The sequence below is a fragment of the Pseudarcicella hirudinis genome (assembly GCF_900115665.1).
Classification (GTDB): domain Bacteria; phylum Bacteroidota; class Bacteroidia; order Cytophagales; family Spirosomataceae; genus Pseudarcicella; species Pseudarcicella hirudinis.
In genome coordinates this window covers 1-13078 of sequence record NZ_FOXH01000009.1, presented here as the reverse complement: position 1 = coordinate 13078, position 13078 = coordinate 1, and the positions used below count along the sequence as shown (strand labels likewise).

12 protein-coding genes are annotated in these 13078 nt (G+C 37.8%); 7 read left to right on the top strand and 5 right to left on the bottom strand.

The genetic code is table 11. The annotated features are described in order from the left end of the window. Nucleotides 1-43: 43 nt before the first annotated feature. Nucleotides 44-1225 (top strand): signal peptidase I, encoded by a 1182-nt coding sequence (gene lepB, locus BM179_RS15400; protein ID WP_092018052.1) that lies wholly within the window; start codon nucleotides 44-46, stop codon nucleotides 1223-1225. A 65-nt stretch (nucleotides 1226-1290) separates the two neighbouring features. On the opposite strand, the gene BM179_RS15395 is transcribed toward lepB, so the two are convergent. Together BM179_RS15395 and BM179_RS15390 are read right to left on the bottom strand one after the other, a co-directional pair. Continuing rightward, complete coding sequence (locus BM179_RS15395) at nucleotides 1291-2466, bottom strand: class I SAM-dependent rRNA methyltransferase (RefSeq protein WP_374754583.1); 1176 nt, start codon at nucleotides 2464-2466, stop codon at nucleotides 1291-1293. A 129-nt stretch (nucleotides 2467-2595) separates the two neighbouring features. Beyond that, nucleotides 2596-3642 carry a zinc dependent phospholipase C family protein gene (locus tag BM179_RS15390; RefSeq protein ID WP_092018050.1) on the bottom strand — a complete coding sequence of 349 codons (1047 nt, stop codon included), beginning with the start codon at nucleotides 3640-3642 and terminating at the stop codon, nucleotides 2596-2598. Between the two features lie 89 nt (nucleotides 3643-3731). Here BM179_RS15390 and rpsT point away from each other — a divergent pair, with 89 nt between their 5' ends. Continuing rightward, nucleotides 3732-3989: a 30S ribosomal protein S20 gene (gene rpsT / locus BM179_RS15385; protein ID WP_092018049.1), complete on the top strand. Its 258-nt coding sequence runs from the start codon at nucleotides 3732-3734 to the stop codon at nucleotides 3987-3989. 107 nt (nucleotides 3990-4096) lie between these two features. Then, nucleotides 4097-4795, top strand: a complete 699-nt coding sequence (gene radC, locus BM179_RS15380) for a RadC family protein (protein WP_092018048.1) — start codon at nucleotides 4097-4099, stop codon at nucleotides 4793-4795. Between the two features lie 267 nt (nucleotides 4796-5062). Here radC and hisB read toward each other — a convergent pair whose 3' ends face one another. Further along, a complete protein-coding gene (hisB, locus tag BM179_RS15375) occupies nucleotides 5063-6178 on the bottom strand; it encodes a bifunctional histidinol-phosphatase/imidazoleglycerol-phosphate dehydratase HisB (RefSeq protein ID WP_092018047.1) in 1116 nt (371 codons plus the stop codon). 167 nt (nucleotides 6179-6345) lie between these two features. Here hisB and BM179_RS15370 point away from each other — a divergent pair, with 167 nt between their 5' ends. Together BM179_RS15370 and BM179_RS15365 are read left to right on the top strand one after the other, a co-directional pair. Then, the gene (locus tag BM179_RS15370; RefSeq protein WP_092018046.1) at nucleotides 6346-7734 is read left to right on the top strand and encodes an OmpA family protein; all 1389 of its coding nucleotides are present in this window, start codon (nucleotides 6346-6348) and stop codon (nucleotides 7732-7734) included. A gap of 426 nt (nucleotides 7735-8160) precedes the next feature. Continuing rightward, the gene (locus BM179_RS15365; RefSeq protein WP_092018045.1) at nucleotides 8161-9933 is read left to right on the top strand and encodes a DEAD/DEAH box helicase; all 1773 of its coding nucleotides are present in this window, start codon (nucleotides 8161-8163) and stop codon (nucleotides 9931-9933) included. A gap of 60 nt (nucleotides 9934-9993) precedes the next feature. On the opposite strand, the gene BM179_RS15360 is transcribed toward BM179_RS15365, so the two are convergent. Both BM179_RS15360 and BM179_RS15355 read right to left on the bottom strand, forming a co-directional pair. Then, the gene (locus tag BM179_RS15360) at nucleotides 9994-10887 is read right to left on the bottom strand and encodes a TIGR01777 family oxidoreductase (protein WP_092018044.1); all 894 of its coding nucleotides are present in this window, start codon (nucleotides 10885-10887) and stop codon (nucleotides 9994-9996) included. Nucleotides 10888-10919: 32 nt separating this feature from the next. Then, on the bottom strand, nucleotides 10920-11483 hold the full coding sequence (locus tag BM179_RS15355) for a hypothetical protein (RefSeq protein ID WP_092018043.1): 564 nt from the start codon (nucleotides 11481-11483) through the stop codon (nucleotides 10920-10922). Between the two features lie 387 nt (nucleotides 11484-11870). On the opposite strand from BM179_RS15355, the gene BM179_RS15350 reads away from it, so the two are divergent. Then, nucleotides 11871-12323 carry a DoxX family protein gene (locus tag BM179_RS15350; protein WP_092018042.1) on the top strand — a complete coding sequence of 151 codons (453 nt, stop codon included), beginning with the start codon at nucleotides 11871-11873 and terminating at the stop codon, nucleotides 12321-12323. A 95-nt stretch (nucleotides 12324-12418) separates the two neighbouring features. Beyond that, nucleotides 12419-12601, top strand: coding sequence for a hypothetical protein (locus tag BM179_RS15345; RefSeq protein WP_092018041.1), 183 nt, complete (start codon nucleotides 12419-12421; stop codon nucleotides 12599-12601). Nucleotides 12602-13078: the final 477 nt, after the last annotated feature.

Below are 13078 nucleotides of genomic sequence, written 5' to 3'. Positions count from 1 at the left end.
ATTAACGGTTGTTTAAGACTCTAACCGTCGGAAAAATAAAGAAATGTCAGAAAAAAAACCTACAAAAAAATCAGCGTTCAGAGAGTGGATTGACTCAGTAACTTTTGCTGTAGTAGCAGCTACACTTATTCGCTTTTTCTTTTTTGAAGCCTATACCATCCCTACTCCATCAATGGAAAGTTCTTTGATGGTTGGAGATTTTCTCTTTGTGAGTAAACTTCATTATGGCGTAAGAACCCCCAAAACACCTTTACAGGTGCCTCTTACCCATCAGAAAATCTGGGGAACAGATATTCCTTCGTATCTTAACTGGATAGATTTACCAATCTATCGCCTTCCCGGCTTCAGCAAGCCAAAATCCGGGGATGCTGTAGTTTTCAATGCCCCGAATTTTACAGAAGACGGAAATCCTCCGTTAGACCTTAGAACATATTACATCAAGCGTTGTATCGGTACTCCGGGAGACGTTGTTGAAGTAAGGGACATGCAGGTTTATCTGAACGGAAAACCCATGAAGAATCCTGTAAGAATGCAGAATGAGTATAGTATCATAAGTACTCAGCCATTAGAAGAAGATTTCTTCAAAGAGTTCAATATCTCTCCGGAAAATGCAGGAGATTATACTTCCAGCAAAGAGACATTAGACTCGGCTACTTCACGTAAACTTTATCATTACTCTATCAGAACTTCGGCTGAAACAGCTCAGGAAATTAAAAAGAATAAAGTTATCGTCAGCCTCGGTGCATTGACTAAACGCGAAAAAGGCAAGCCTAACTATGTTCAGACTCAGGACGGAAGTTATGTTGGAGAATTATCACAGTTTATTCCGGATTCTTTCGGCTGGAATGCAGACTGGTTTGGTCCTTTAACTGTACCAAAAGAAGGGATGACCATTCAGCTGACACCTCAGAATATCGCAATGTACGGAATGGCTATCCGTGATTATGAAGGATATCGCAGAAAAGACGGAACAAGTTCGGTAACAATTGACGGAAACAAAGTTTCTATCGATGGAAAACCAATTACTTCATATACTTTTAAGCAGGACTACTATTTCATGATGGGTGATAACCGTCACAACTCTCTGGATTGTCGTTTCTGGGGTTTTGTACCATTCGATCATGTGGTAGGAAAAGCAGTATTTGTCTGGATGTCACTTGATCCGATGAAAGGTCTTTTCAACGGAAAAATCAGATGGGACAGAATCTTCAGAACTATCGACTAAAAAACAAAAATGGCCTGATTTAAAAATCAGGCCATTTTTGTTTTATGCTTCACTTTATTTGTGCTTTATTCAACATACAATACCAGCCCTTTCAGATAACTTCCTTCAGGGTGAAAGAAATTTACAGGGTGGTCTGCAGGCTGGGTGAGATGATGTAACACACGAACCTGTCTTCCGGCCTCTAAAGCTGCGGCAACCACGGTATTATAAAACAATTCACGATCAACTACCTGAGAACAGGAAAAGGTAAATAATATACCTCCTTTGGCCAGTCTTTTCATTCCTTCAGCATTCAAACGCTTATATCCCTGAACAGCTCTGTGTCTGGCATCCATACTTTTTGCATAGGCAGGCGGATCTAACACAATCAGGTCATAAATCTGGTCATTTGCTTTGAGGTATTTCATTACATCTTCTGCATAGGCCTCATGCTCACTTTTCTCAAATTCATTTGCTTCTACGTTTCTGTTAACTAATTCGATTGCTTTTTGAGAAACATCAACAGAATGTACCAGTTTTGCTCCGGCAGATAAAGCATAAATAGAGAATCCTCCTGAATAGCAGAAACAGTTCAAAACCTTTTTACCCTTCGAAAATCTGGCCAGTAATGCCCTGTTATCCCGCTGATCCAAAAAGAAACCAGTCTTCTGCCCTGTCTCCCAGTCGATCAAAAAATTCTGTCCGTTTTCAAGCACTTTATGCGGAACCACGCAGCTTCCGTATAAGTAAGCATTTTTAACCGTCTGAGCATATTCTTTAGGAAGGGTCTCATAGCTTTTATCATAAACCGCTACCAAATCTTTCCCATAAATCAGCTGTAAGGCCCGGGATATTTTTTCCTTCTCCAGGTGCATCCCGATTGAATGTGCCTGAAAAACAGCTACTCCGTTATAAAAATCAATTACCAAACCCGGACAGCCATCCCCCTCTCCATGAATAAGGCGATAACAATCGGTATCTTTAAAATCAATCTGTTTTCTGACATCATAAGCCTTTTGAAGTTTAGAGGTCCAAAAGTCCTGATCTCCTTCCGTTTCCTGAAAAGAGAATATTTTTACGGCAATACTACCTTCGTGATAATGACCGGTCGCCAGATAGTTTTTCTGAGAATCTAAAACAGTTACAACTTCTCCATCTGAGGGTTTTCCCTGAATTCTGGCAATCGCTCCTGAAAAAATCCAAGGATGAAAACGCTTTACCGGATTTTCTTTCCCTGCTTTTAAAATTACTTGTGATTTCATCACGCAAAGTTAGGGAGAAAAAAGACAGGTTTTGTACAAATCCTCTTTACAAAATTTCAGTTTTCCTCAGCCGGAAATGTCAGATAGTTACGATCGGATAGCTGATATGCCAGGTTTCTGTTTCAAAATTTAATCTTCAGGACGGGCATCAAAGATTCTCAGGAACCATGACCTCCGTTCTTTTTCATCCTGGGCAATCCCGGCAGAATCCGGTTTAATTTTTGCCAAAGCGTTCAGATCAGGTTGCCCGGCATCAACCCAGCAGGTAAACCAGACGTCGGCAATCATCTTGACAGAACTCCGCATCTGCCTTTCCACCTGATGATCCAATAATCTGTGATACTGCTCTGAAAACGCCCTTGACTGAGTTTTTACCATAATCCCCTGTCGTTCCTCCAGCGTGTACTTTTTCATTGGATTGGTCTTGCGGGACAATTCCAGTTCCAAAACCAGAACGGAGTCGAGACACTGATTTGCCTGCTTTATATTCTCCCAGATTCTTTCAGGGAGGAAAGGAATATATGCTGCTTTACCAACAAAGAAATCATAGCCATCTGAAAACAGCTCAGGAAGTCTGGATTCCCAAAAAGCATGAATACCTGTCTGATTGGTTAACTGTCCGTTGTAATTCCTCGTCGTATGAAGCGGTACATTGGAATCAGCGATATAATGTCCTATTTCTGCGGAGAGTTTGAGAATAGCAAGCGTATTTTTTTCTTCCATAGCTTTGGTAAGTCTGTATTTTACAGTCTGAATATGCCATGGAACGATTCCGTGTTTATAGAGAGAATCTTCTGTAAATTTCAGAACAGCCTCCTTCCAGAAATAAGGCAATTTATGCAAAGCACTGTCTCCATAGGTTTCAAGGTCAATAAAATGCCTTGCGCCTTCATTTAAGACCGCATAACGCCTTTTATCCGGATCAACTGAGTGTTCTGTAAGGTAAGGAAGATTTTGCCTGTAAAATGGCATCATTTCAGGGGGCAGAGAAAACACTGCTAACCTGTTTATGCGCTGATGAGCAAAAAATCCCCAGTTATTTTTAAATTCAGGAGACTGATTTCTCAAATGTCTGAAAGGAACAAATTGATTTGTTTGGCAGTAATAATCGGGGTAGAATGCAGCAGTAAGGATAAGAAGCCAAAAGATTGGCGTCAATAAATACACTTTTTTCATGTTAATAGTTGTAAAACTTTGGAAAGTTAACAGAAAATTTCTAATTTTGCACTTCAATTTTAGAAACCAACATTATTCGGGAAATAAACATGGCAAATCACAAATCATCTTTGAAGAGAATCAGAGCTAACGAAGCTAAAAGATTAAGAAACCGTTATCAGCACAAAACAACTCGTACAATGGTTAAGAAACTACGTGCGACTCATGATAAGGTTGCAGCTTCTGATCTTTACAAGCAAGTTGCTTCTGCGCTTGATAAATTAGCGAAGAAGAACATCATCCACAAAAACAAAGCAGCTAATCAGAAATCTAAATTAGCTAAATTAGTGAATAAATTGGCAGCTTAATTGCTGGCATACAGATATTCATTTCGGAAAAACCTTGCATTATTGCAGGGTTTTTTCTTTTTTTGAGCATTTATAAACTCATATATTTCTACCCTAAAAATCAAATCATGAACTACACCTTACAACCGCTCGGTATTAAATCCTGGGCGGAAGAAGATCGTCCCAGAGAAAAACTCCTTCATAAAGGAAAGTTCTATCTTTCCGATACCGATTTACTTGGTATTTTAATCGGCTCCGGAACCCAGGCTATGACGGCCGTGGATATCGCCAAAGTAATTCTCCAAAGTGTTGATAATGATTTAAATAAGCTGGCTAAATTAAGCGTAAAAGACCTTGTCAGATTCAAGGGTATTGGTGAAGCCCGCGCTATTATTATTGTCAGTGCAATGGAATTAAGCAGGCGGCGCAAAGACATTTCTCCAGGCGAACGTTTTAAAGTTACCAGCTCAGAGGATGCCTACAAAATCCTCAGACCCGGTATGGCAGATCTTTCCCATGAAGAATTCTGGATAATTCTGCTCAACAGAGCAAATCAGGTAATCAAATGTGAAAGAATCAGCAGTGGCGGAGTATCCGGAACAATAGCCGATCCGAAGATTATTTTTAAAATTGCGATGGAAAATTTAGCCAGTTCCATTATTCTTTCACACAATCACCCATCAGGAAATATTGTGCCAAGTGAAGCAGATAAAGCTTTAACAAGAAAACTAAAAGATGCAGGGGACTTGCTGGATATACCGGTATTAGACCATATTATCTTTACCGATGAAAAGTATTTCAGCTTTGCAGATGAAGGAATATTTTAAGAGGATTTTAGTAAGACGGGAGAATACCGGAAGTAAAGATGATATTCTCCTGTCTTTAAAAGTAAAACTATTTACCTCTCTCTTTATAGATTTTTTGCAATCTTGCTCCTACGATAAAAGCTGCTACAAAAAGGGCGATAAAAAATGCTAAACCTGAGTATCCCATTTTATTAAGTATATTTAGATTATTAAAATTGAGTTTCTAACCGTTTTGACAAAGTTAAGGTTCAAAATTGAAAAAAGCGCAATTGTCCCTTAAACTTTCTGTTAAAGTACACCCTTTGTCGAAGGCAGGTTATCCAATTCTCTAATGTCTCTTTTAACGGCCATTTTAATAGATTTTGCGAATCCTTTAAAAATAGCCTCAATTTTATGGTGTTCGTTTTCGCCTTCTGCCTTAATATTTAGATTACATTTGGCTGTATCGGTAAATGATTTAAAGAAATGATAAAACATCTCTGTCGGCATTTCACCGATTTTTTCTCTTTTGAAACCTGCCTCCCAAACCAGCCAGTTTCTTCCTGAAAAATCAATCGCAACCTGTGCCAGTACATCATCCATCGGCAATAAGAAACCATATCTTGAAATACCTCTTTTCTCACCTAAAGCTTTCAGATAAGCTTCTCCCAATGCTAAAGCGGTATCCTCAATTGTATGATGTTCGTCGATATGCAGATCGCCTTCTACTTTCACAGACAAATCCGCACCCGAATGTTTTGCAAGCTGGTCAAGCATATGATCGAAGAAACCCAAACCTGTCTGCATATCAGATTTTCCGGTTCCGTCAAGATTTAAATCTATCCGGATTTTAGTTTCTTTGGTGATTCTTTCCACGGAAGCCTTACGGGCAGGCAGTTTCAGAAACTCATAAATTTCGTCCCAATTCTTCGTTGTCAGAGCAGTTACCGCATTTAACTCCGCTTTTTCCGGGGCATTTTCTCCGATAAAAACAGCTTTAGCTCCTAAATTAACAGCAAGCTGTACATCGGTAAGACGATCACCCAGCACATAAGAATTAGCCAGGTCATACGTTCCGGTAAGATATTTTGTTAACATTCCTGTACCAGGCTTACGGGTAGCTGCATTTTCGTGCTCAAAAGTTTTATCAATACAAATCTCATCAAAGTGAACATTCTCACTTTCAAGAATCTGCATCATTTTATTATGAGCCGGCCAGAAAGTATCTTCAGGAAAAGAAGAAGTACCAAGTCCGTCCTGATTGGTAACCATTACCAATTCAAAATCTGTCTCTTCAGCAATCTTTCTGAGGTTTGAAAGTGCTAAGGGTAAAAAAGACAACTTTTCAAGAGAATCAACCTGAAAATCAACCGGAGGCTCAACAATGATTGTGCCGTCCCTATCAATAAATAATACTTTTTTCATCCTGCAAAGTTACGTAGAAGAAGTAAGCCGTAAACTCAAAAATCCAAGTTTTTTCTTGCTTTTTTAAGTATTTATCACGTAATGATTGTAAATTTGAGGTAGTCTAAATCAAAAACAAATTTATTCGGGATTTAAAATTAAGTCTGGAATTACCTAAATTACGGAGTATGAATATTTTAGCTGAGTTGAAAAATCTTTTAAATGAAGATATCGTGCGGAAGGCAGCTAACCTCACGGGAGAAAAAGAAGACAAAACTAAAATTGCCTTGGATGGCCTTGTCCCGACGATAGTAGGTGGTCTGATGAAAAGAGCAGCCAACGAAGCCGGTGCAGCTACTTTGATGAATGTCATCAAAAAAGGCAATCATGATGAAAATAATATTGAAATAGTTCAGAAAGCTTTAACAAGTATTGATAATTTAAAGGAATTTGTTCCGTCAGGACATAATATTATCAGTATGTTGCTTCCTGACAAAAAAAGTTCTATTGCCGCAATGATTTCAAGTTATGCCGGAATTCATAATTCTTCGGCCACTTCCTTACTTGCCATTGTTGCCCCTCTAGTGGTTGGGAGACTCGGAAAAGAAGTAAGAACCCAAAATCTTGATAAAGAAAGCCTTGCGAATTTATTACTGACCCAAAAAGACTATTTATTAGAAGAAACTGCTGAAAGCCTTCAAAATAAAATGATCGATGTAATGGGAATTGACAGTTTCTTAAGTCAGGAACTGCGTTCAGTTTCATTCCCTTCAGCTTCACCGATTAAAGCAACCAGTACCGGCAGTTCAATACCTCCGAGACAATCAGAATCTTCACTGGAGTCAAAGCCGACTGTTACTTATTCTACGAAAGATTATGATGAAGAGGGTTCCGGGGGATTTTCTCTTCCGAAATGGGTTTTACCGGCAGTACTTACACTGGCTGTTTTAGGTGCCGCTGGTTATTTTCTGGCTACTTACGACTGGAGCAGTGTTAATTCAACCAGTGAGCCGGATTCTGCCTCACTTGAGCAGGTTACCGGAGCAAAGATTGATACAACCAGTCTTTCTGCTGTAAAAAAAGATTCTGTAAAAACCGATTCAGCAGCAATCGCATCAACTCCTAAAAAAGTAGTAGGTCTTGATCTGCCAAACGGACAAAAAATTGATCTGGAAGAAGGTTCATTCAATTTCCAGTTTGCTAAATACCTGGCCGACAGTTCTTCGAAACCTCTTAAAGTTTTCACGATTGATAATCTTAATTTTGAACTGAATTCAGCTCTTTTGACCCAGGGATCAGAAAAGACCGTTGAAGATTTGTCTAAAATTATGCTGGCTTATCCGAAACTTCAGATTAAGCTAATCGGTTATACTGAAAATACCGGAGATACACTGGCCAACAAAAAGTTATCTTTGAAAAGAACTATTACCGTAAGAACGATGCTTTTAAAGTCAGGGATTAATTTATTAAGAATTGACATGGAAGGTAAAGGTCCTTACAACCCTATCGCCAGCAATGCAACGCCGGAAGGGCGTGACAAAAACAGAAGATTAGAATTGAAAGTTGTTCATAAATAAGATTTCCGGAGAGTTTTAAGTGTCTTTTCTGTAAAGCTTTTATTACGGTAAAATTAAACTTAAAACTCTCTGTCAAACGTTTTATTTACATTTCTTAATCTAAAAAAAATACAATTAATTTTGTCCTTTCAAATCGAAAGCGTATCTTTGTAAAAAATTAGTACAAAACATCCGCTCAACTCTTATTCACTCTAGAATTAAGCAAAGCATACCGGCATCAGAAGCTTGTTACTTAGACCTAAATACGGAGTGCTTACCTTTTCTTCCCAATCTTTTTGGGCTATCGGCAAGAGTTAATTACGGATGTTCGGGCATCGTAATTAAATTTCAAAAACAACACAATTCCCCTGCTACTAAGACATACAGGCATTTTCATTTGATGCCCTCTATATTTGTGTCTAAGCGTTTTGGTGGCAATTAAAAAATATGAGTCAATTATTAAGATTCGACGAGCTTTCTCTTTCACAGGAGGTTCAACAGGCGGTTACGGACATGGGTTTCGAGACTGCATCCCCAATTCAGTCAGAAGCTATTCCATTTATCCTGGAAGGTCGTGACGTGATAGGCCAGGCGCAAACCGGTACCGGTAAAACCGCTGCATTCGGGATTCCAATGATCGAGAGTACTGTTCCTTTCGAAAAATATGTTCAGGGACTGATCCTTTGCCCAACCCGTGAACTTGCCGTTCAGGTAACAGAGGAGATTAAAAAATTATCCAAGTATAAAAAAGGTGTTTTTGTTACTACTGTTTACGGTGGTGACTCTATCGAACGTCAGATTAAGTCATTAAAATCAGGAGCAAACATCGTAGTTGGTACTCCTGGCCGTGTTATTGACCTTATCGAAAGACGTGCTTTGAAGTTAGAAAATGTTAAAATGGCGGTTTTAGATGAAGCCGATGAAATGTTAGACATGGGTTTCCGTGAAGACATCGAAAGCATTTTACAGGAAACTAACGAGAATCGTCAGACTATCTTCTTCTCGGCAACTATGTCAAAACCTATTATGGCTTTGACTACCCGTTATCAGAATAATCCAAAACTGGTTAAAGTTGTTAAAAACGAAATCACTAACGCCAATATTGAGCAATTGTACTTCGACGTGAAGGGCAGAGCTAAAATGGAGGTTATGACTCGTTTGATTGACTTCTATGGCTTGAAACTGATGCTTGTTTTCTGTAATCAGAAGAAAAAAGTGGACGAAGTAGTAGAAGAACTTCAATTACGTGGTTATGCGGCAGAAGGTCTTCACGGAGATTTACGCCAACAGCAACGTAATAATGTAATGTCTAAATTCCGCTCAGGTGTTGTAACGATTCTTGTTGCAACTGACGTAGCGGCACGTGGTTTGGATGTTGATAATGTTGATGCTGTATTCAATTACGATATTCCATTAGACGAAGAATATTACGTACACCGTATCGGCCGTACAGGTCGCGCAGGTAAATCAGGTAAAGCATTTACTTTGGTTGTAGGAGCTGAGCGTAACCGTCTTCGTGAAATTATGAATTACACTAAAGTTAAAATTGACAAAGGTGTTATTCCTACTTTCTCTGATGTGGTTGGTGTGAAAAAAGGAATGTTTATCGAAAGAATTCAGAATGCTATTGAAGGTGGTGATCTTGAATTGTTCGGAGACGTTTTGGAAAATCTGCATCATGCCGGATTCAGCACAGAACAAATCGTTTCTGCTTTGGTGAAAATGAATATGGGTATCACCAAAAATGAATTCGCTGATGAGAACCTTGACGGTGAAATTGAACGTCAGCAACGCAGAAATGAAGGTGGTGGTCGTTTTGATCGCAATAGCCGTGATTCAGGTCGTCGTGGTGAAGGCCGTTTTGATCGTAACAACCGTGATTCAGGCCGTCGTGGCGAAGGTCGTTTTGAGAACAGACGTTCTGATGAGCGTGGTCCACGTACGGACAAAGCTGGTAAACCATACCGCAAAGACCCTAACATGGTCAGAATGTTCGTAAATATCGGCTTTAATGAGAAAATCTCCCCGGCCAATATCGTAGGAGCATTTGCAGGTGAATCAGGTATTCCGGGTAATGCTTTAGGACAAATTGATATTTTCGACAAATATTCATTTGTTGATGTCCCTAAAGAATATGCCACAACTGTTTTAGACAAAATGGAAGGTGCTTCTATCAAAGGCAAAAGAGTAAACGTAGAAGTAGCTAAACCAGCGAACTAGGTTTATCCCGAGCATATACAAAAGGAGCCGATAGCAATTATCGGCTCCTTTTTGTTGGTTTCAAGTAAGCTCCTGTAAAGCATCTTCTATATCCGGAAATTCAAATTCAAAACCATTTTCCAGTAAGATAGCCGGATAAACATTTCTGCTCTTTAACAAAAGTTCTGCTTCTGTCCGAATGAAAAAAGCTCCTGTTCTCAACAGAAATTCAGGTAAATTAAGTCCGAACGGAAAATGAAGGCATTTTCTTAATGTCCTCATAAAAAAGACATTGCTAACCGGATTCGGAGCAGTAAGATTGATGCACCCTTTGATTTCGGCATGATCAATTATAAATTCAACCGCTCTGCAAAAATCCAAATAATGAATCCAGCTCATCATTTGATTTCCTGAACCTTGTTTTCCTCCCAAACCAATCAGTGAGATCGCCTTCATTTTCGAAAATGCCCCTCCTTCCCTTCCTAAGACAATAGAAGTTCTGAGGGTTACTTTTCTTACAACTGGGGTTACTTTTTCAAAAAACTGTTCTTCCCATTGTTTACAAATATCCATAGAAAAATCATCTCCTGTCACACCATTCTTCTCAGTCATTAATGTACTTTCCGAATGAACATAAATAGTAGCACTACTGGTATTTAACCAGATTCCCGGGGGATTTTTAGTCATTTCAATTGCCTTTTGAAGCACTTTCGTGCTTTTTATTCTTGAATCCAGAATCATTTTTCTGTTCTTCAGAGTATATCTGCAATCAACAGACTTTCCGGAAAGGTTAATTAAGGCATCTGCACCATCCAATTGACTGGTCCAATTGCCCAAATGCTCTCCATCCCAATAGATTTCAGTGTTAATGGCAGGTCTTCTGCTTAAAATAATCAACTCATGCCCTTTTACTATAAAATATTTTTGCAGGCATTTCCCTAAAAATCCGGAACCTCCGGCTATAATTATTTTCATTTTTTTACCCTGATAAGTCTGTTAAAGGTTCGCTATTGTAGTATCATCATCATTCCTAAACCAAAAAACCGATACATTACCCAGGTAATTGAAGGAAGCCAGCCGATCTGCAAAACAGAGCATCTTTTAAAATGTTCCAGAAACATATAACTTACCACTACTATGAAATAGATCAAATGAAGAAATGGTGAAAACGTAAAAAACAAAGGAGGTATCAGCAAGATGGTTCCGATCAGAGAAACTGTCATCATATTGTTGAGATAATCCATCGTTTTATGTTTCAGTAATCTATGTAAAAACAAGGTCTGCCAGACAATCTGACCTAAACAAATCACTAACTCTCTCAAAAAATGATCTTCCCAGCCAAAGTACAGGTTAATGCCATGGGTATATTTAAATAAAATGAAAGAGGAAAACAACCAGATGAATCCTATATAGAAAATCCTTTTTCCGGTATTTTCCTCATGAATTACCCCTCTTCGCATGAAACGTAAAAATCTTCCCGCTTTTCTTTCAAGTCTGTAAGCTCCTGCATTGAATTTATCATCTGCTTTAGCTTCACTGTTGTCCGGTTTATTGAATTGTAAATTTTTCATATTTTTCAATATTTAATGAAACATAAAATAAAAATGATTAATTGATTTTATAATTACTAAGTATTATCTGATACATTCAAATTCACTAAACCTTATTAAGGCCAAGAATTATAATATTTCATACGTCTTAAGATATGATATTATAGTCTCAGATTCTCTGTGTAAAGGTAAGTAAAAATAAATTATATTTTCAATAATTATTGAAAATATAATTTATTTTGAATAATCCAAAAGAAGAAGTTTGTTAAATATGAGAAATTTTAGTTTGTTTAATGCTGCTCAAAAAATTGATGATTTCACCAAAATCCCGGCCAAACTAATACAATTTCTTCTTGACAAAACCATATTTATTCATTAACTTTCTCTAAACCAATCATTTTGACAACTATGAATACGATTCAACGCATTGAACACTGGGGTGATACCCACCACCCTGCTTGGCTTGACATCTTAAGAATTGCATTAGGTGTCTTATTATTTTTAAAAGGTGTAAGCTTCATCGGTGATACCACACAATTATCTCATCTGATTGCAGGCTTAAACTTTAATATCTGGACTGTGGGAGCTGTACATTATGTGGCTTTTGCCCATTTGGTGGGAGGAATATTAATTGCAATCGGTTGTCTGACCCGTGTTGCCGTTGCATTTCAGCTACCTGTCTTATTAGTTGCGGTGTTCTATGCAAACATTAGTCAGGGCTTCTCTTTTCTGAACTCTGAATTCTGGTTATCAGTTATTACGCTTTTAGCATTGATCTTATTCTTTGTAATTGGCTCAGGAAAGTTCTCTTTTGATGAATATGCAAGAGTAAACGGCCCGAAATCAATCACTAAAAAATAATTTAAAAATAAAGAGAATTTATTGGAATTTTCCCTTAAACCTTTCTCATTTTCATAAGTCTTACTGATAGTTTTAACAAATTAAACTATTCGATCATGAGAAAGACTTTGTTTGCCTTAGCGGTTGCAGTCGGAGTTATTGCAGCAGCTTATACTCAATCTGCCTATGCATCATCGCAAGAGCCTAAAGCACAGAAAGGGGCTAAGCATGAAATGAAGCACGAAAAAATGGCAATGAAACATCATAATAAAATGCACACTAAAAAACATGCTAAATAGAAAGCATGAATTTTCAGAAAAACAGGATTGGGAATCGCCAATCCTGTTTTTCTGTTTTAAGTTCTTTGGATAATCTTCTCAAAATATCATTGACTAATCTGAATTCTTAAGGAGGCTTCAGGAGTTAATTCAAAATAATCTAAGAGGTCTTCATTCTCTCAGGGGATAAATTTATTGCTTTACCAGGTAAATTATCCTCCACCCCTTCTTTAAAGCCACCCAAAATTACATTTGTATTTAACTTTCAAATGTTTTGCATTTCCCAATTTCTTACCATAAATCAAAAAATATCTCATTTTATTATGAAAAATTCAATAAAGTAGATTGTAAATTTTGGTATTTTAATTTTTAAACAGAAATTCACTTTTGATAAGTCAATAATCCGACTTTATTCTTCAACACACCAGTTAAACTTATTCAAAACTAAAAGTTTAATTAATGATGTTGAAGTTTTATAGCTTGATTCTACTTCTGATT